Raw genomic sequence first — 19,106 nt, 5'->3', positions numbered from 1 at the left:
CAACTGATAAAAAAATGCCTAAAAAAAAAGAAATACACTTTTTTATCGCTTGATAAAAATATTAACATGAAAAAAAGAATTAAACAACTTTTTTATCAACTGATAAAAATAATTGTTTAATTCTTTAAGATAGTACTCCATGCAAAACCATTTCCATCAAATCAGCGATTTGCTCAGATCGTTCTTTTTCTGTAGAAAGTTGGTGAATCGTTGAAAACAACAAGGATAAACTCATCAGATAAAACTGCGCTGCCTTTCGAGAAGTGATCTTGTTACTTAATGGGTTTTGATTTGATTCAAAAATAGCTTGTATTGGTTCCAGATAATAATCATTTAATATATAAAACAATTGCTGTTTATTGTCCTGTTCCATCTCAGCTGCACTTTGATGAATAAAGGAAAAAATATCTCTATGGTACACACTCAACAATGCATTTGTACATTTAATCAATTGATTCTCCAAAGAGTCTGGACTTTTCTCAATTTGTTCAATATCATTTTTTAACTGGCTGCCAATTTGTTTATTTATTTCAATAAACAAAAGTTCTTTCGTGGAGAAATGATAATACAACGCCGGCTGTGTAATATTTGCTGCCTTAGCAATATCACGAGTAGAGGTATTTCTATATCCGTTTTCTAAAAAAAGTGCTTTCGCAGTTTCTAAAATAGACTGGTGAGTCACTTCGAACACTTTCTCTTTTTTCATTCCCTCTCCTCCAAACTTTCATATGATTACATCCTCATGGCTTCATGAACTATTTTAAAGCAAAATTGACAAAAAAGATAGTAACTAAAAAAAACCTCTTCTTTTTTATCAACTGCAACTTGATTCATACTTTCTAAATGACTATCCTATGTCAATCTCACGGAATAACTGTTGTTATCGAAATCTAACAGCGTTTACATTACAACAAACAATTTTTTTGAAATAAATGATCGTTTTTTGTAACTCCAGAAACAAACATTTAACCTCCCTTTTACAGACAATTCATACTTCCTGTGTTTAAATACTAGTTGGCCTTAGAAAAAGAAAAGCAACTTGCAAACTTACATTTTTGCTTTCAAATATAAAGACCAATTTTTATTTTTAAGGAGAGTTTTTTTGAAAAAAAATAAATTCATTACTAAATTAGTTTTAAGCTGTGTAACCCTTTCTGCAAGTTTACTACTAAGTAATCAAGCATTTGCAAACCCTGCTGAAGAATCCGTACATTCAGAAAAAATCATTACAGAATCTTCACAAAAATTATCACAACTAAAAGAAACAAAACAAAAAGTTTCAGAACAACAAATCAAAAAAAATAGTCAATTATCTACTTTAGATGAAAAAATTAAAAAAATCCAGATTGATCTTGACCATTTAAAAAAACTCAAGTCTATCGGAAATATTGTTAACACTTCAACAAAAAGCAGCAATCAGTCTGAAAATATTAGTTCATTCTTTTCACCAATCGTTATTAACGATAACACAACATCAAATACTCTAGATGAGAAAAATGAACAGTTGACTGAGCTAAAACAACAACAAGAAAGCTTAAAAACAGAAACACAAACCATTTCGAAGCAACAGTCACAACTCAATGATCAAGAAGCACAACTATCAGAACAAGTAGCACAAGCAAAAAAACAACAAACAGAACAAGCAAAACAATCTGATACTGGGTCTGCTATTGTAGCCGCAGCAAAATCACATCTAGGTAAACCTTATGTTTATGGTGCAGCTGGTCCTGACGCTTTCGATTGTTCTGGATTGGTTCAAGTTGCTTTCGCCTCAGCCGGTCGATCTATAGGTCGAACAACCGTTGATCAAGAGAGTGCTGGAACAACTATTCCAGTCTCTGACGCTAAAGCTGGCGATCTAGTTTTCTGGGGAAGTCAGGGTGGAACTTACCATGTCGGTATTTCAACAGGTGATGGTTCTTATATCCATGCCCCCGTTCCTGGTGATGTTGTACAAGTTGCAACAGTTGCTTCTTATGCTCCAGATTTTGCAATACATATTGTATAATTACTCTAGAGTCAAATAGGATGAGATCAAAGTAAAAATACTTTGATCTCATCCTATTTATTATTCAATTTGGGTTAAAAAATGACAAAAAAGATAATATATCAAACAAATCGTGTTTTCATCCTAATTTTATTCTCATTTATTTATATATAAGTCGAAATTATTGAGAATTTCGGGGAAGTGTGGTATTTTATTCTTGTGTGTAATTTGATTTGTGTTCCCTCCATCAATTTGATGGGGGAGCATTTTTTTTTGCTTATTTTTACTAGCCTTTACCAGCAAGAATTATTCATTCTCCCATAATTTCTTCGGTTATCTCTATCCATCTGACTATGTTCGCGCCTTCCTCTTCGATGGAAAGAATAATCAGTTGTTTCTTTCCATTCCTTTTGAATATCAGAGGCTTCTTTTTTCGTCAGCTCACCCGCATTAACTCTTTTCTCTAGTTCATTAGTAATGTCCTCTTGCTTATTTTTCCAGTGTCGTCCACCTCTACCTTCCATTTCAAATGTATTCATCCTGTTATCTTCAGAATTCCCAACAGCTTCAGCAACTGTGAAAATCCCAAAGGCTCCTAGAAATACTGCTAAAATGAGGCTACTAATTATTTTTTTCTTCATTTCTTGATTCCTCCAATCTTTTCTTTAGTTTATCCGCAAATTGTGTCAAATATGTGTCAAAAAAAAATTCCCCAAACATAGATTTATTGACTATAATAAAAGAAGAGTATAGGAGGACGTGCCATGAAAAACATCTTGATAGTTGACGATCATTCACAAATTACTGAAGTCTTAAAAGAATATGTTTTAAAAGAAGGTTTTTCCCCAATCATTGCTTCCGATGGAAAAGAAGCATTGCAACAATTCTTTAACCATTCAGTTGAGCTTATCTTATTAGATGTCATGCTCCCCAAAATCGATGGTTTCGATGTTTGTAAAAAAATACGCGAAACATCAAATGTACCAATCATCATGGTTACAGCCAAAGGCGAAGACTTTCATCGAATTATGGGATTAGACATTGGTGCAGATGATTACATTGTTAAACCCTTCTCTCCAAGTGAAGTCATGGCTAGAGTCAGAGCTATTTTAAGACGAATTGAACGAACAGATGATAACCAACATACCATGGATCAATTAATTTATGATAATTTAATTGTCTACTTGGAAGAAAAAAAAGTGACTATTGCCAAACAAGAAATCATGTTGACTAAAAGAGAATTGGAACTTCTTTGGCTCCTTTTAGCAAACCGAGAAAAAGTATTTTCAAGAGATAATTTACTGGATAGTTTATGGGGGATTGATTACTATGGTGATGCTAGAACCGTTGATACGCACATCAAACGATTGCGAGCCAAATTAGATGAAATCGACCATCCAAACTGGGAAATCGCTACAGTCTGGGGACAAGGATATAAGTTTGAGGGCAAAAATGAAAAATAAACTAACTAGAAAACTCATTCTTTATTTTTCACTCACTTTATTACTTTTTTCGATTGTCATCGGCATAGCATTTGGGCTATTATTTTCTAAACAAACGGTCACTATTCATACTGAAGAGATGACTCGGCGTGCAGTGGTCATAGCGGATACCTTGACTGATTATTTCTCCGAACAAAAAACATCAAGCAGTAATAACAGTTCTTCTATGCATGATATGATGGGTTCGAATTCCTCAATGAAAATGGGAATGGGATATTCTTCTTTCCTTAAATTCATGGATGAATTAGCAATGGATGATATTTGGATTGTTGATGAAAATGCAGATACGATCACTGTAGGGCATGGTATGCATAGTAAAGCATATAATAAGTTGCCAACAAATGCTCGTGATGTTATAAAAAAAGTGTATACAGGTAAGACAACTACAAGTGATGCTTTTAGTAATTTTATAGGAGAACCAACGGTTACAGTAGGTTCTCCTATAAAAAACAGTAGCGGTGACGTTTTAGCTGTTGTATTACTTCATTCAGCAGTATCCACTGTTCATAAAGAGAAAAAGCAGGGGTATGTACTTCTTTTCATTAGTATTTTGATCGCTTGGATCATTGGGCTTTTTCTTTCTATCATATTATCAAAAAAGTTCATTGCACCAATTAATAAGATGAGTAATTTTACCGAAGAACTTGTTGTAGAAAATTATGAAGAATCACTGGATATCATCGAAAAAAATGAAATAGGTCAACTAGGAGAAAAATTAACTATTCTAAAAAATCGACTAGCTGAAGCCAAATTTCAAAGAGAAAATCGAGAACAGGCACAAAAAAATTTCTTGTCTACGATTTCTCATGAACTTAGAACACCCGTAACTGTGATTCGTGGATCTCTTGAATCTTTAATTGATGGTTTGATTGATCAACCAGAAAAAATTGAGCAATACCACCAACAACTTTTAGATGAATCAATTGTCTTAGAGCGTTTGATTAATGATTTACTGGAATTATCCAGACTAGAAAATCCGGAATTTATAATAACAATGGAGCCTGTAGCAATTGGTGATATTTTATCCGACTGTTTGAGGAGTTTACGCTTGAAAGCCTCTGAAAAAGAACAACAACTCTTATTAGAAAATTCAGTAGAACAACCTGTTATCGTGAATGGGGATTATGGTCGAATTAGACAGCTTTTTGTTATCTTGATCGAAAATGCTCTCAAATTTTCTCCAAATCAGGCAAGAATAACTATTCAAGTTAAAACAGACACTAATAAATTGATCGTCAGTATTCATAATCCCGATTCATATATATCACCAAAAGAACAAAAAGAAATTTTCCAACGTTTTCACCAAGCACCAGCAAAAGAACAACTTGATGGCACAGGACTAGGTCTAACAATTGCCAAGGAAATAGCTGAAAGACATCACTTTGATTTAATCGTTAGCAGTGATAAAGAACTGGGAACCACGTTTTATGTTAAAATTCCCTTATAAACGAAAGAAACAACTGAACTCATCTGCTCTTGGCATGAGTTCAGTTGCTTCTTTCGTTTATTCTACCGTTACACTTTTAGCTAAATTACGTGGCTTATCCACATCATAGCCTCTTTGCAACGTTGCAAAATATGCGATCAATTGTGTTGGTAGAATACTGACTAATGGCGTCAACAATGGATGAACATCCGGTAAAACTAATTGATCTGTTTCTTTAGCCAACGAAGCTAGCGCAATCACAAAGTTATTTGCTCCACGACTTTCAACTTCTTTTAAATTCCCACGAGTATGTGCTGCTGTTTTTTTATCTGTAATCACACCGAAAACTGGTGTGCCCTCTTCGATCAGTGCAATCGTACCATGTTTTAATTCCCCTGCTGCAAATCCTTCAGCTTGAATATAAGAAATCTCTTTTAATTTCAATGCAGCTTCCATTGAAACATAGTAATCAACCCCTCGTCCGATATAAAAAGCATTTCTTGTATCTGTTAAATACTTCTCCACTAACTGACTGATGACCATTTTTTCATCAATAATCGTTTCCATAACCGCTGCAATTACACTTAATTCATGAGCAACATTAAAATCAATCGATACTTGATTTCCCTTTTCATCTCCCACAGCTTTAGCCAGAAGTGCTAAAACAGCAATTTGTGCAGTATACGCTTTTGTTGAAGCAACGGCAATTTCTGGTCCAGCATGAAGAAGTAGTGTATAATCCGCTTCTCTGGATAAGGTAGAGCCCGATCCATTCGTCACGGTCAATGATGGTAACCCAAGAGCATTAGTCTGTACCAATACCTGGCGGCTATCTGCTGTTTCTCCACTTTGACTTAAGAAAATAAAAAATGGATTCTCTGATAACAACGGCATATTATAGCCAAATTCGCTTGAAAGGTGAACCTCAACTGGAATAGTAGTCATTTTTTCGATAATTGCTTTACCTACCCAACCAGCATGATAACTTGTACCACAAGCAATAATATAAATACGATCACTAGCGGTTATCTTTCGAATGATTTGCTCATCGATCACAGTCGTTCCAACTGCATTTGTATATTCCTGAATAATTCGACGCATCACAGTTGGCTGATCATCTATTTCTTTTAACATATAGTATGGGTATGTTCCTTTTTCAATGTCACTTAAATCTAATTGTGCTTCATATGACTCACGATAAATAGAGTTGCCCTTTTCATCTTCAATATTAATTTTATCGGCTTGGACTGTCACCAGTTCTCCGTCAGCGATTTCTACAAAATGATTCGTTTGGTTGAGCATCGCCATAGCATCGCTGCAGATAACATTGAAATCATCTCCCAGACCAATCAATAACGGACTTTTATTTTTTGCTACATAAATTGTTGTCGGATCGTTTTTGTCAATCAAAGCAAATGCATAAGAACCTCTAATCACAGTTAGAGCTTTTTTCATGGCTACCTTTGTTGTCATTCCAGTTTGCGCAAAGTGCTGGATTAAATTTACAACAATCTCTGTATCTGTGTCCCCTTCAAATTGAAAATTTTTAAGAAATTCCTCTTTAATTTCCTCAAAATTTTCAATTACACCATTGTGTACTAAAATAAATTGACGGTTGTTTGATGTATGAGGATGGGCATTCCCTTCACTCGGTTTTCCATGAGTTGCCCAACGCGTATGCCCAATTCCTATAGTTCCTTGAACTTCTGGCGTTATTTGTTTTTTTAAGTCCGCAATTCTTCCAAGAGACTTTACTAAATACTCTTGCTTGTCATCTCTTGATACAAATATCCCAGCTGAATCGTAGCCTCTGTATTCTAATTTTTCCAAACCTTGAATCAAAATTTCTGTTGCATTCTCTTTTCCGATAATTCCTACAATTCCACACATAATGTTCGTTTCCTACTTTCTCAATTGTCTTAGGTCAATGATTAAGAAAAAAAGCCCCGTTGATAAACAATTTATCTTCAGTCATTTCCTGTTAAAATAACTTCTTATGTTTCCATATCACTAGGTTCAAATTTCTTAATTTTTCATCATATGTTTCTATTCTGCTTAGCTAGGCTTTTGTTATAATTTTGCAATTATTTTTTCTTCCTAGCTTGTAGAGTACAGTCCCTAGAGCTATCCGCCGAATCTTTCGATAAGCTCTCTCCTCGTCACCTGAATGCTCAGGCCTGGCGCTATCCCTTTATTGGTCTAACTACCCTCCTTTAAATCATATTCAACAGAAACTCCATTAATAATACATCAAACGAAACACGCATGTCAACATATTCATTAAAAACATAAATTGGTATAGTCTAAAAAAAGATAGGAGAAAAGTAAAAAACTTTTTTCCTATCTTATAAAAAATTATTAAACAAACGGATTATAAAATCTTCCTCCATTAACCTTAAATAGTGCAAAGCTGATAACTGTCAGTAAAACAGCCAAACTCATAACTAAAAAGTCAGCTCTATGAAACGGTCTTTGAGCATACCAAGTTCTTTTCTTCTTCTCTCCAAATCGGCGTAACTCCATTGCTGTACTGATCGTTTCAATTCGATCTAAACTAGAAAAAATCAAAGGAAAAACAATTTGAGCGGTTCCTTTCAGTCGTTGAAAGAGCTTGCCTTTTTTAGACATTTCAAAGCCCCGAGCTTGTTGAGCAAGAGATATATTGATAAAATCTTCTTGTATATCTGGAATATAACGTATTGCTAACGCCACCGCATAACTAATTTTATAACTAACACCAATCCGATTTAGACTTGACGAAAATTCACTTGGGTTTGTTGTTAAAAGAAAAATCAATACCAAAGGAATTGTACAAAAATATTTTAGGACTAAATTAAACTCGTAAAATAATTGTTCTTGGGTCAGCGTAAAACGACCTACACCTTGAAAAATAACAGTTCTAGAGTGATACAATTCCACTCCATATTCTGGTGCAAACAGATAGACAGCAATAATATTCAGTAATGAAAAAACAAAAATAAATTTTACCACAAATGATATTTGATGCCATTTAATATTCGACAACCTAAATAAAATCAATGACAATATAGTCATAAAAATGAGAAAACGTGTGTCATAAGTTGTCATGCAAGCGATCGATAAGAGAATCAAAAAGAGCAATTTAGTTGTTCCATTCAACCTATGAATAATTGTGTTATCAGGGATATAGCCTAACATTTGATGTTCATTCATTTCAAACGGACCTCCTGATCATATTTCATAAAATTTTCTGTGAACAAAAACGGATCGTCCATACCTAAATGTTGTGCAAAGGTAAATAAACTTGTTTCTTTAAGCGAAGCCTGCTCTACTAAACGAGAATCTGTCAGAACTTTAACAGGCGTTGTGTCCGCAATAATTTTTCCACCAAATAACACCAATGCTCGATCCGTATATTCTAACATAAGGTGCATATCATGCGTAATCATTACAATGGTTATTCCCATTCCATTCAGTATTTTCAAAAAAGTCATCATTTCAGTATAATGTTTGAAATCTTGACCAGCAGTCGGTTCATCTAAAATGATCATCTCTGGCTCCAAAACCAAAATTGAAGCAATCGTTACTCTTTTCTTTTGACCAAAACTAAGCGCTGAAATTGGCCAGTGTCTGTATGAATACAGTCCGCAAATTTTCAAAACATTTTCAACACGTATCGTAATTTCCTCTTCTGAGATTCCCTTCAAGACTAATCCTAAAGCAACTTCATCAAAAATCATTTTTTTAGAAATCATTTGATTGGGATTTTGCATGACAAAACCAATTTTGTCAGCACGTTCTTTAATAGAAAACTGTGAAAAATCCTTGCCATCCCAAACCATTTTTCCTGATTGAGGAGTAACAAACCCGCAAATCGCTTTACTTAGCGTAGATTTTCCAGCACCATTTTTTCCAACAACACTAAGAATTTCTCCACGATTAAACATTACTGAAATGTCATCCAACACATAGCGGTCATTTTTATTATATTGATACGTTACATTCTTTAGTTCCAATAAGGGTGCTAATTCACTAGGAGTTAACGGTTGCGATTGCTTTGTCATCAACTTTCCCATTTGTTCTTTTAGATTTGGTGCTTGAACTTTTTCAATATCAGACAAATGTTCAACTGTTTCTAAGTCTACACCAGCATACTTCATAGCTGTTATATATAACGGCTCCCGAATACCTTGCTCAGTTAAAATATTCGTTTTTAACAAATCATCTGGCGATAAATCTGACACTACTCGACCATCATTAAAAACAAGCACACGATCAACCGAGCGATATAAAACATCTTCTAAACGATGTTCAATAATCAAAACCGTTGTTTTCGTCTTTTGATGAATTTCATCAATCAATGCGATTGCTTCCTTCCCTGCTTGAGGGTCAAGATTAGCTAGTGGTTCATCAAATAACAAAATTGGCGCTTCATCAATCAAAATACCCGCCATCGACACCCGTTGTTTTTGGCCTCCAGACAAATCTTGAGGACGATGCTGTAAAAAATCATTCAGTCCGACAACTTCCGTCCACCGCTTAACTTCGGCTTTCATTTCTTTTTGAGGTACTTCATCATTTTCCAGCGCAAATGCAACATCTTCCCCCACTGTCAGTCCGATAAATTGACCATCAGTATCTTGCAAAACTGTTCCCACATCAAAAGATAAATCAAATAAGCTAGTTTTGGTTAAGTCTTTATCTCCAATTTTTACCCTACCTGTTATTTCCCCTTCATAACTATAAGGAATCAATCCATTAATGCATTGTGCAAAAGTTGATTTACCGCTACCGCTTGGCCCAACAATCAAGACTTTTTCACCTTCATAAATTGTTAAATCAATATTATGCAATGTTGGTTCAGCTTGGCTATGATACTGGAAAGTAAAATTATCGAATGTTATTAGTGGTTTTCTCATCGATGCCGCTCCTTTATTCTATGTAAAAAGGACAAGAAAAGACCTTTAAGCTCAGAAATTCAAGCTTTCTTTTTCTCATCCTTACTGTTATCTTCAAAAGTCATATTCATTCTAGAACTATTTTACTACATAATTAATCTTTTGTTAAACTACCTTTTTTCGTGCGGGTTGCAGCGTAGGCTGCCATCAATAGTGTACCAATGATCCCTACTGCAATGACATTTAACACAACAGCAATCACGCCTTGCGTATAGACTTTACTAGCTGGTTCGCTATAAATCAATACGTCTAATGTAGGTGCAACTAATCCCCAAACTAAAGCATTTCCAATCACTTGATATATATTAAAACGAATAATATCTTTTTTGTTGAATTCACCGTGTTGAAGATCAATTTTTCTTCCAGCAAACCCATAAACCACACCTATGATACCAGAACATAGAATCCAACTCCACCATGCGCTGCCATATGTGGTAAAATCTTTTAATGTATGACCAATTAATCCAATCAATCCACCTGCAACGGGTCCAAAAACAACAGAAATCAACGCTAAGAACGGATATGAAGTTTCTAAATTTGTATTAGGAAATCCTGTTGGAATAACGACGAATCGACCTAAAATGACAAATACCGCTGATCCGATACCTATTGCTACAATTGTTTTTACAGAAAAATCTTTTTTCATGTTCTACACTCCTATTCGAAAATAATCTTCGGCGCTTTTCTTAACTGGATCGTCCAATCTGTTCCCGTTCCAATATGATACAGTTTAGAAAAAGAATCCTGATTGACTGCCACACCGATGTTTACTAAGGAATTAACGTAAACTAACGGTTCTCCAATATTCACATCTGCAAAGGATTTAGCAAATTTCATAATATTCTGGTAAACTTTTTTCCCTTGATGATAGATTGTAACTTGTAATTGATCCCCATGAGCAACCCCTGCTGTCTTCAGAAAATCTAGTGGAATATTGGTCCACAAAGAACCAAAACGGATATCCAACACATCAATACTGCCTTCTAAAATCTGTTCATTACATGTTGCTTCAATCAAAGGCAATCGTTCGATAGAATCCATTGTAACAATACTACCAAGTTCTTCAAAACTGATTTCTCCACTGGCTAAACGCGCTCCATTATAAGCATAAATATCTCTTCCATGAAACGTGTGGCTCTCTTCCGAATGAGGCAAACGGCTTGTCACTTCATCAATCGAACGTATTTCTTCAATTCCTTGATAGTGGGAAATATGTGTCAAAGAGCCATTATCTGGCGTAATAATATAATGTCCAGAATTTGTCTTGGCTACGATGCTTCGTCTTGCACTCCCCACTCCTGGATCAACGACTGAAACAAAAACGGTTTCCTTGGGCCAGTATTTTACTGTTTGATACAAGCGATAAGAAGCTGACCAGATATCATAAGGTGGAATTTCATGGGTTAAATCTCCAATGATGATCTCATCACTGACCATATGCGCTACACCATACATCGCACTTACTGCTCCATCACCAAGACCAAAATCTGTTTGTAAAACTAAATGTTTTCCCATCTCTCTAATCCCTTCTAACATATATTCGTAAATAAATTAACACTTGAAAAAACAGGTTAAAATAGTTCTTTTTTCCTATCAATTCTCAAACATAGTACCTTTTTATCCGCTTTATGTCAACGGGATTATCGAACAATAAAAAAATAAAATTAAGAATCGTTCGTTATTTACAAAACAGAAAAATAACCTGATACACACATAATCATGTACACAGGTTATTTTAGAAAAGATAGATAATGATTAATCTACACCAATCTCAGCCTTTACTACATCGGCGATTTTATCTACATAGTAATCAACTTTTTCTTGTGTTGGCGCTTCAGCCATTACCCGTAACAAGGGTTCTGTACCTGAAGGGCGAACTAGAATACGTCCATCACCGTTCATTTCAGTTTCCATCGTTTCTACAATTTCTTTAATTGCAGGAACATCCATCGCACCATGTTTATCTGTTACTCGAATATTGACTAGTTTTTGTGGATAAACAGTCAACTCAGAAGCAAGTTGAGATAATTTTTTCCCTGTTTGCTTCATTACATTTAATAACTGAATACCAGAAAGCATTCCGTCACCAGTTGTATTATAATCTAAAAAGATCATATGACCAGATTGTTCTCCGCCAAAATTATAGTCATTTTTGCGCATTTCTTCAACAACATAGCGATCACCAACTTGAGTAATAACATCTTTCATTCCTGCTGCTTCAACAGCTTTACGGAAACCAAGGTTACTCATAACTGTGGTTACAATCGTATCTTTTTTCAAACGATTCTTTTCAGCTAGATATTTTGCACAGATAAACATAATCTTATCCCCATCAACGATGTTCCCTAATTCATCAACCGCAATAATTCGATCGCCATCGCCATCAAAAGCAAGACCCGCATCAGCCCCTTTTTCGACAACCATCTCCGCCAATTTCTCAGGATGCGTTGAGCCAACTCCATCATTAATATTTAAGCCATTCGGACTTGTTCCCATTGTATAGAAATCTGTTTCCAAATCTGCAAATAAACGGTTAACAGAAGTTGCTGTTGCTCCATTGGCTGCGTCTATACAAACCGACAAGCCAGACAAATCTCCCGGAATTGTTTGAACTAAGAATTGTGAATATTTTAGTAGACCTTCTGGAAACTCATCAAGAGTTCCTAAACCTTCGGCTGAAGGTCTTGGTAAATTGTCTTCATCTGCATCTAGCAACGCTTCAATTTCCAGTTCTTGATCATCAACTAGTTTAAACCCATCTGCTCCAAAAAACTTAATTCCGTTATCTTCGGCAGGATTATGAGACGCTGAAATCATTACGCCAGCAGACGCTTTTTGCAATCTCGTTAAATATGCTACTCCTGGTGTTGAAATAACACCTAGTTGAAACACTTCGATTCCAACAGATAAAAGTCCTGAAATCAATGCTTGTTCTAATAATTGACCTGAAATACGAGTATCACGACCTACGAGTACTCTTGGACGGCGTGTAGAATCTTCATGTTGACTTAATACATATCCGCCAAAACGGCCCAATTTAAACGCTAACTCCGGTGTTAACTCTTTATTCGCAATTCCTCTAACACCATCTGTTCCAAAATATTTACCCATTATAACTCTCCTTCTACTTGTTAAGATAGAATTTTTCCATTCTGATGAAGAATCCTCACAGGAATAAAAAAACCTCTTAATCATTTGACTTAATTCGCAGGAACTGAACTACTCCCATTTTCTTTTTCATTTTCAGCACTACTATCTGAACTAGGTACACTTGACGAGTTCGGTGTACTGGAGGAACTCTCTGGCTTCTCACTGGAAGGGACTGACGGCAACACCTGACTTGAAAAAGATGTTGTCGTACTTTGCCCACTCTTTTCAGAGAAACCTGTATTTGTTCCCGCAAAAATAGGATTTATCGTCACTTCTACTTCCTCAGGCGAAACAATATACGCTGTGTTTGTCGGTATTTTTATTGTTTGCTTCGTTGACGTCCTAATGGTACTTACATCTACTGGTAATTCAATTGTATCAATTGCATCTAATACTGATTTAGGTCCTTTAATCTCTGCTTTTTGTTGTGAAAGATTAAACGTATAGTGCGCAACTCCAGCTGGTGGTGAGCCCGTTGGACTAATGGTTAACCCAACCTCTTTTGTAGGTAATGATAGATTAACAACCACTTTTACTTGAGGAGCAGGATTTTCAATACTTAAGACTTGTCCTTTACTATCAAGAGCTTGGACATTAACGGTTTGTTTAATCGTATCAACAGATTGTTTCACATTCGATAATGGAGCAATCACACGATCAATTGCCTTAGCAGTCTCCTCCCCAGTGGTGATTTCAACTGTTTTAGGACTAATATCTATTTTCTCAACTTTGTACCCTTCTGCCTCAACAGATTCAGGTAACTGTGCTTGTACATCAAATGATTTCGTTACTTTTTTCTCTATTGTCGCTGTTATCGTCTTAGGTTCGATCTCAGCAGTTACAGCTGTGCTTAATCCTTTTACCCTTAACTTGATTTCTGAGGTTCCAAGCTGGGTTTTAGTTAAATCTGCGACTACTTGAAAATTTCTAGTATCTTCGTTGGATTCTAAATTTAATTGAATTCGATTTGCACTGCTTAAATGGACGTTTACGGTTTCTTCATACCCCGAAACAAAATATTTATCATGGTCATACTCAACCTGAACTGGAATATTATAAAGCATTTCATCATAGACTTGAGCCGTAGTGACTATATTAGCCATATTCCCCTGTGCATTAGCATTGAAAAATAGTAATAATGCAAAAAGCAATGCTAATAACCCGGAAAACCAATTACTTTGAGAGGGCTTTTTCATTTCTTTTTCGCCCCTTTCGACACACCTTCAATAAAGTGTTGTAAAAGATTTTTTCTATCTTTGCTTTCTTCTTTTGGAACTAATTCTGCTCTCAGAATTTTTAGATATTCTTCCTGCGTTAATCGAGGAATCAAGTCATTGTTTAGTGTTAAACTCACATCTCCTGTTTCTTCTGAAACAATAATAGTCACTGCATCACTAACTTCACTAATTCCAACGGCCGCTCTATGACGGGTTCCAAATTCTTTTGGAATCAAGTTACTTTCTGACAAAGGAAGATACGCACTTGCTACTGCAATTTTTCCTTGTTTTACAATCACTGCTCCGTCATGTAAGGGAGTATTAGGTATAAAAATATTGATCAGTAACTCACCTGAAATATCAGCATCCAGATCAATCCCTGTTTCAATATACTCATCTAATCCTGTGTTTCTCTCCACAGTAATCAAAGCACCGATTTTTCGTTTAGACATATATTGGATCGCTTTATCAAAAGCAAGAATCATTCTCTCGTCTTCTTGCTGCTCTGATTTAGTGGTGCGGAAAAAAGAACTTCGGCCTAAATGCTCTAAACCGCGCCGAACCTCCGGCTGAAATATAACCACTGCAGCAATCACACCATACATGATTACCTGATTCATCAACCAAGATAATGTATGTAATCCAATTACTTCACTCAATATCCGAATCACAATAAAAACTGCGACTCCTTTTAACAGCTGAACCGCTTTTGTTCCTCTAACAAGCATGATCAACTTATAAACAAGGTACCACACGACTAAAATATCTATAATATTGATTATATAATCACGGGACAAAAAATCTGACGAGATCAATTGCCGCCAATAATGTAAATCGAATAATTGACTAAGTTGAAAAGACATCATAAACCTCACTTCTCTCTGAAGATTTCTTAATTAGTATACCATAATCTTTTACTTGGTTACAGGATGAGAGTAAAAGATAGAAAAAATTAGGAATTGATCAATGAAAAGTGAAACAAAGCGATTTGCTCTCTTGATAATTAGGAAGCTGAATAGGGAACGCTTTTTGTGCTACGAAAAAAGGAAGAAAGAGTCAACAGCTCTATTCTTCCTTTCTATTTTAAAATCTCAAGTTACTCTTCAGTCTTCCCTCGTTTAGCAGCTCGTTCTGCTCGTCTAGCTGCTCTTCTTGCCTCAGCTTCTGGGTCCACAACTCGTTCTTTTTTGATCCGAGGGGCTTTTTCAACAACCACTTCATCTTTTGTTTTTTCTAATTTTGCTCGAATTTTTTCTTCTTGACCAGCCATGCGTGCGTAATTATAAAAGCGATTCTTCGCATCATCTACAGTCTTCTCGAAAAGTTTCCCAGCAAACTCTGGCTGGGTAGACTCTAACGATGAGAAGCGAACTTGTTTACGCATAAACTGTTGCATTTCTTCAAAATTCGGCTTTTTATAGTCTAATGTCATTGGATTTTTTCCAGATTCTCTTAATTCGGGATTATAGCGGTACAACGACCAATAACCAGAATTAACTGCTTCTTTTGCTTCTTCCAGTGTTTTACTCATTCCACCTGCCAAGCCATGGGTAATACATGGTGTATAGGCGATAATAATTGATGGACCAGGGAAACGTTCTGCTTCTTCAAAAGCTTTGATCGTCTGCATCTGATTTGCACCTGAAGCGATTTGAGCAACATAGACATTGCCATAGGTCATTGCCATCATACCTAAATCTTTTTTAGATACATATTTTCCACTAGCAGAAAATTTAGCGATTGCTGATGCTGGTGTGGCTTTAGAGGTTTGCCCACCAGTATTAGAATAAACTTCATTGTCCAACACCAACATATTGACATCTGCACCACTAGCAAGAACATGATCGATTCCACCATATCCAATATCATAAGCCCAACCGTCTCCACCAATCATCCACTGACTATTTTTTACAAATAAATCATTGTCAGCATAAACTGCTTCTAACAAGGGCTGACCAACTTTTTCATCAATCAAGGCTGCTTTCAGTTTTGCAGCACGTTGTTGTGTTCCTTCTCCTGTATGCATATGATTGGTCCAGTCTTCCATCAATAATTTCAATTGAGTAGAAGCCACGGCCATCGCTTCACTCATCTTCATTGCCAAATGTTCACGCCGTGTCTGGTTGGCTAATAACATTCCATAACCAAATTCAGCATTATCTTCTAATAATGAATTTGACCATGCAGGCCCTTGCCCCTCATCATTTGTTGTATAAGGAGCAACCGGAGCTGCCCCTCCCCAAATAGAAGAACAACCAGTAGCATTAGCGATCATCATCCGATCACCGAACATTTGCGTCAATAATTTCACATAAGGGGTTTCACCACAACCAGAACAAGCACCAGAAAACTCCAATAATGGTTTATTAAACTGTGTACCCAAAACAGTATTCGGTTTCGCTGGATTTTCTTTTTGTTTTAATGTCATTGAAAAGGCCCAATTCATGGCTTGTTCTTTTTGCTCTTCGTATGGTTTCATGACTAAAGCTTTTCCTTTAGCTGGGCAGGCATCTACACAAAGTCCGCAACCAGTACAATCTTCCACAGAAACCTGAATACGATATTTTAATCCATCTGCACCACGCATCTCTCTTACAATATAGCCTTCTGGTGCCTCTTCCATTTCTTCATCATCCGCTAAAAACGGACGAATCGCTGCATGGGGACAAACAAAGGCACACTCATTACACATCGTACAACGGTCGCTGATCCATTCTGGCACCTCAACAGCGATTCCTCTTTTTTCAACCGCTGTCGTACCAACAGGCATTCGTCCATCTGTCATATCATTTCTTATCAATGCACCAACTGAAAGCTCGTTTCCTTCTTGACGATTAATCGGTTCTACAATTTCATGAACATAGTCAGTTACATTTTCTTTACGAACTTTTGGTTTTACTTCAATTGTTTTCCAAGCATTTGGCACTTCGACTTTATGCAATAATTCAACTGTACGTTCGATTGCCTGAACATTTTTTTCAACAACTGACATTGATTTTCTTGCATAGCTCTTGAACGCTTCTTCTTTTAAAATTGGCAACACGTCTTCAAAAGGCATAATATCAGCTAATTTGAAAAAGGCCGTTTCCATAGCCGTATTGATTCGACCACCTAATCCAACTTCGCCAGCTAATTTCACTGCATTGATTGTATAAAACTGGATATCATTCTCAGCCAAATAACGCTTTAGTTTACTTGGTAAAAAACGTTCCAATTGATCATCATTCCAAACGGTGTTGAGTAAAAATGTGCCGCCTTTTTTCAAACCTTTGACTAAATCATAGGTATTTAAATACGCTGCTGTATGGCAAGCAACAAAATCCGCGTGCTCAATCAAATAAGTGGAACGAATGGGCGTATCACCAAAACGTAAATGAGACACCGTTAACCCACCAGATTTTTTTGAGTCATAATAAAAGAATCCTTGTGCATATTTATCTGTATGATCTCCGATAATTTTGATTGCCGATTTATTCGCACCCACTGTACCATCTGAACCAAAGCCCCAAAATTTTGCCTGATAGGTTTTAGAATTTGTCAGATCTAAAGCTTCACCTGAATCAAGAGAAGTATAGGTAACATCATCAACAATACCAATAGTAAAGCGAGATTTAGCAGATGTTTTATCTTTCAACAATTCATTATAAATCGCTATAATTTGATTCGGCAAAACATCTTTTGATCCCAATCCATAACGTCCACCAATGATCATCGGACGTAATTCAGATTCATACATCACACTTTGTACATCTAGTAACAAAGGTTCACCGCCTGCTCCAGGCTCTTTCGTACGATCCATTACCGCAATTGATTTCACTGTCTTCGGCATTTTTTCTAAGAAGCTTTCAATCGGAAATGGACGATACAAATGGATATTCAAGAAACCAACTTTTCGGCCTTGCTTTGTTAAATAATCAATCGTTTGTTCGATTGCTTGAGCTGCAGATCCCATTGAAACAATCACTTCTTCAGCTTCTTCATCACCATAATAAGTGACCAAATCATAATTTGTTCCTCTCAACTCGTTGATTTCATCCATATATTTCTTCACAACAGTCGGAATTTTATCGTAATAACTATTGATTGTTTCACGTTGTTGGAAATGAATATCTGGATTTTGGTTTGTTCCGCTAACAGACGGATGATTTGGATTCATGCTTCTACTACGAAATTCGTCTAATTTTTCTTGATCTAGTAAAGGAGCTAATTCATCATACTCCAACACTTCGATTTTTTGAATCTCATGACTTGTACGGAAACCGTCAAAAAAATTGATAAACGGAACACTTGATTCAATTGAAGCTAAGTGTGCTACCGCCGATAAATCCATCACTTCTTGCACGCTACTTTCGCATAACATTGCAAATCCGGTTTGACGAGCAGCCATAACATCCCCGTGATCTCCAAAAATATTCAACGCATTTGTCGTTACTGCACGACTAGCTACATGAAACACAGAAGGAAGCAATTCTCCTGCAATTTTGTACATATTTGGAACCATTAGTAAAAGTCCTTGTGAAGCAGTGTATGTAGTGGTTAATGCGCCAGTTTTCAAAGAACCGTGAACAACGCCAGCAGCTCCTGCTTCTGATTGCATTTCAACGATTTTAACTGGTTGTCCAAAAATATTTTGTTTGCCTTCAGCCGACCATTGATCAACTAATTCAGCCATCGTTGAGCTTGGTGTAATTGGATAAATAGCGGCTAATTCTGTGAACGCATATGAGATGTATGCCGCTGCCGTATTTCCATCCATCGTCTTCATTTTTCTCATTATAATAGTCCTCATCCTTCTATCTAAAAGTAGAATAGTTGCACGCATATTCTTCTTCATTATAACGGAATCAAGGAAAATTTGAAACAAGTTGTGACATTTTTTCACAAACT

Annotated in this window: 14 protein-coding genes; 3 read left to right on the top strand and 11 right to left on the bottom strand. The window is 36.1% G+C overall.

From position 1 onward, the window contains the following. Nucleotides 1–124 precede the first annotated feature (124 nt). The gene (locus BCR23_RS05720) at nucleotides 125–706 is read right to left on the bottom strand and encodes a TetR/AcrR family transcriptional regulator (RefSeq protein WP_069634515.1); all 582 of its coding nucleotides are present in this window, start codon (nucleotides 704–706) and stop codon (nucleotides 125–127) included. A gap of 396 nt (nucleotides 707–1,102) precedes the next feature. Between BCR23_RS05720 and BCR23_RS05715 the strand changes: the two genes are divergently transcribed. After that, nucleotides 1,103–2,008, top strand: a complete 906-nt coding sequence (locus tag BCR23_RS05715) for a C40 family peptidase (RefSeq protein ID WP_069634514.1) — start codon at nucleotides 1,103–1,105, stop codon at nucleotides 2,006–2,008. A 272-nt stretch (nucleotides 2,009–2,280) separates the two neighbouring features. Here the strand turns inward: BCR23_RS05715 and BCR23_RS05710 are convergent, their stop codons facing one another. Continuing rightward, entirely contained in the window at nucleotides 2,281–2,628 is a 348-nt protein-coding gene (locus tag BCR23_RS05710) for a hypothetical protein (protein ID WP_069634513.1), read from the bottom strand. A 123-nt stretch (nucleotides 2,629–2,751) separates the two neighbouring features. Between BCR23_RS05710 and BCR23_RS05705 the strand changes: the two genes are divergently transcribed. Then, nucleotides 2,752–3,450: a response regulator transcription factor gene (locus BCR23_RS05705; protein ID WP_069634512.1), complete on the top strand. Its 699-nt coding sequence runs from the start codon at nucleotides 2,752–2,754 to the stop codon at nucleotides 3,448–3,450. Beyond that, nucleotides 3,440–4,936 carry a sensor histidine kinase gene (locus BCR23_RS05700; protein WP_069634511.1) on the top strand — a complete coding sequence of 499 codons (1,497 nt, stop codon included), beginning with the start codon at nucleotides 3,440–3,442 and terminating at the stop codon, nucleotides 4,934–4,936. Before BCR23_RS05705 ends, BCR23_RS05700 begins: the two co-directional genes overlap by 11 nt. A gap of 57 nt (nucleotides 4,937–4,993) precedes the next feature. Here the strand turns inward: BCR23_RS05700 and glmS are convergent, their stop codons facing one another. The 9 genes from glmS to nifJ form a co-directional block, all read right to left on the bottom strand. After that, a complete protein-coding gene (gene glmS / locus BCR23_RS05695) occupies nucleotides 4,994–6,805 on the bottom strand; it encodes a glutamine--fructose-6-phosphate transaminase (isomerizing) (RefSeq protein ID WP_069634510.1) in 1,812 nt (603 codons plus the stop codon). A 468-nt stretch (nucleotides 6,806–7,273) separates the two neighbouring features. Next, nucleotides 7,274–8,107: an energy-coupling factor transporter transmembrane component T family protein gene (locus tag BCR23_RS05690; protein ID WP_069634509.1), complete on the bottom strand. Its 834-nt coding sequence runs from the start codon at nucleotides 8,105–8,107 to the stop codon at nucleotides 7,274–7,276. After that, the gene (locus BCR23_RS05685) at nucleotides 8,104–9,813 is read right to left on the bottom strand and encodes an ABC transporter ATP-binding protein (protein ID WP_069634508.1); all 1,710 of its coding nucleotides are present in this window, start codon (nucleotides 9,811–9,813) and stop codon (nucleotides 8,104–8,106) included. The genes BCR23_RS05690 and BCR23_RS05685 overlap by 4 nt, the downstream gene beginning before the upstream one ends. Before the next feature lie 133 nt (nucleotides 9,814–9,946). After that, entirely contained in the window at nucleotides 9,947–10,498 is a 552-nt protein-coding gene (locus tag BCR23_RS05680; RefSeq protein WP_069634507.1) for an ECF-type riboflavin transporter substrate-binding protein, read from the bottom strand. Nucleotides 10,499–10,509: 11 nt separating this feature from the next. Beyond that, nucleotides 10,510–11,367: an SAM hydrolase/SAM-dependent halogenase family protein gene (locus BCR23_RS05675; RefSeq protein WP_069634506.1), complete on the bottom strand. Its 858-nt coding sequence runs from the start codon at nucleotides 11,365–11,367 to the stop codon at nucleotides 10,510–10,512. Nucleotides 11,368–11,607: 240 nt separating this feature from the next. Then, the gene (gene glmM, locus BCR23_RS05670; protein ID WP_069634505.1) at nucleotides 11,608–12,963 is read right to left on the bottom strand and encodes a phosphoglucosamine mutase; all 1,356 of its coding nucleotides are present in this window, start codon (nucleotides 12,961–12,963) and stop codon (nucleotides 11,608–11,610) included. Between the two features lie 89 nt (nucleotides 12,964–13,052). Then, nucleotides 13,053–14,198 (bottom strand): CdaR family protein, encoded by a 1,146-nt coding sequence (locus tag BCR23_RS05665; RefSeq protein WP_069634504.1) that lies wholly within the window; start codon nucleotides 14,196–14,198, stop codon nucleotides 13,053–13,055. Continuing rightward, nucleotides 14,195–15,082, bottom strand: a complete 888-nt coding sequence (gene cdaA / locus BCR23_RS05660) for a diadenylate cyclase CdaA (protein WP_069634647.1) — start codon at nucleotides 15,080–15,082, stop codon at nucleotides 14,195–14,197. The genes BCR23_RS05665 and cdaA overlap by 4 nt, the downstream gene beginning before the upstream one ends. Nucleotides 15,083–15,315: 233 nt before the next feature. Next, the gene (gene nifJ / locus BCR23_RS05655; RefSeq protein WP_069634503.1) at nucleotides 15,316–18,993 is read right to left on the bottom strand and encodes a pyruvate:ferredoxin (flavodoxin) oxidoreductase; all 3,678 of its coding nucleotides are present in this window, start codon (nucleotides 18,991–18,993) and stop codon (nucleotides 15,316–15,318) included. Nucleotides 18,994–19,106 lie beyond the last annotated feature (113 nt).

Source organism: Enterococcus quebecensis, from assembly GCF_001730365.1.
Taxonomy (GTDB): domain Bacteria; phylum Bacillota; class Bacilli; order Lactobacillales; family Enterococcaceae; genus Enterococcus_L; species Enterococcus_L quebecensis.
Note: the sequence above shows the minus strand (reverse complement) of the source record. Positions and strands in the feature narration are given on the sequence as shown.

Bases quoted from the DNA above. Each gene is read 5' to 3' on its own strand.
- BCR23_RS05680 (WP_069634507.1), bottom strand. From the start codon at position 10,498: ATGAAAAAAGATTTTTCTGTAAAAACAATTGTAGCAATAGGTATCGGA.
- BCR23_RS05665 (WP_069634504.1), bottom strand. From the start codon at position 14,198: ATGAAAAAGCCCTCTCAAAGTAATTGGTTTTCCGGGTTATTAGCATTG.
- glmM (WP_069634505.1), bottom strand. From the start codon at position 12,963: ATGGGTAAATATTTTGGAACAGATGGTGTTAGAGGAATTGCGAATAAA.
- nifJ (WP_069634503.1), bottom strand. From the start codon at position 18,993: ATGAGAAAAATGAAGACGATGGATGGAAATACGGCAGCGGCATACATC.
- BCR23_RS05710 (WP_069634513.1), bottom strand. From the start codon at position 2,628: ATGAAGAAAAAAATAATTAGTAGCCTCATTTTAGCAGTATTTCTAGGA.
- cdaA (WP_069634647.1), bottom strand. From the start codon at position 15,082: ATGTCTTTTCAACTTAGTCAATTATTCGATTTACATTATTGGCGGCAA.
- BCR23_RS05720 (WP_069634515.1), bottom strand. From the start codon at position 706: ATGAAAAAAGAGAAAGTGTTCGAAGTGACTCACCAGTCTATTTTAGAA.
- BCR23_RS05685 (WP_069634508.1), bottom strand. From the start codon at position 9,813: ATGAGAAAACCACTAATAACATTCGATAATTTTACTTTCCAGTATCAT.
- BCR23_RS05675 (WP_069634506.1), bottom strand. From the start codon at position 11,367: ATGGGAAAACATTTAGTTTTACAAACAGATTTTGGTCTTGGTGATGGA.
- BCR23_RS05690 (WP_069634509.1), bottom strand. From the start codon at position 8,107: ATGAATGAACATCAAATGTTAGGCTATATCCCTGATAACACAATTATT.
- BCR23_RS05705 (WP_069634512.1), top strand. From the start codon at position 2,752: ATGAAAAACATCTTGATAGTTGACGATCATTCACAAATTACTGAAGTC.
- glmS (WP_069634510.1), bottom strand. From the start codon at position 6,805: ATGTGTGGAATTGTAGGAATTATCGGAAAAGAGAATGCAACAGAAATT.
- BCR23_RS05700 (WP_069634511.1), top strand. From the start codon at position 3,440: ATGAAAAATAAACTAACTAGAAAACTCATTCTTTATTTTTCACTCACT.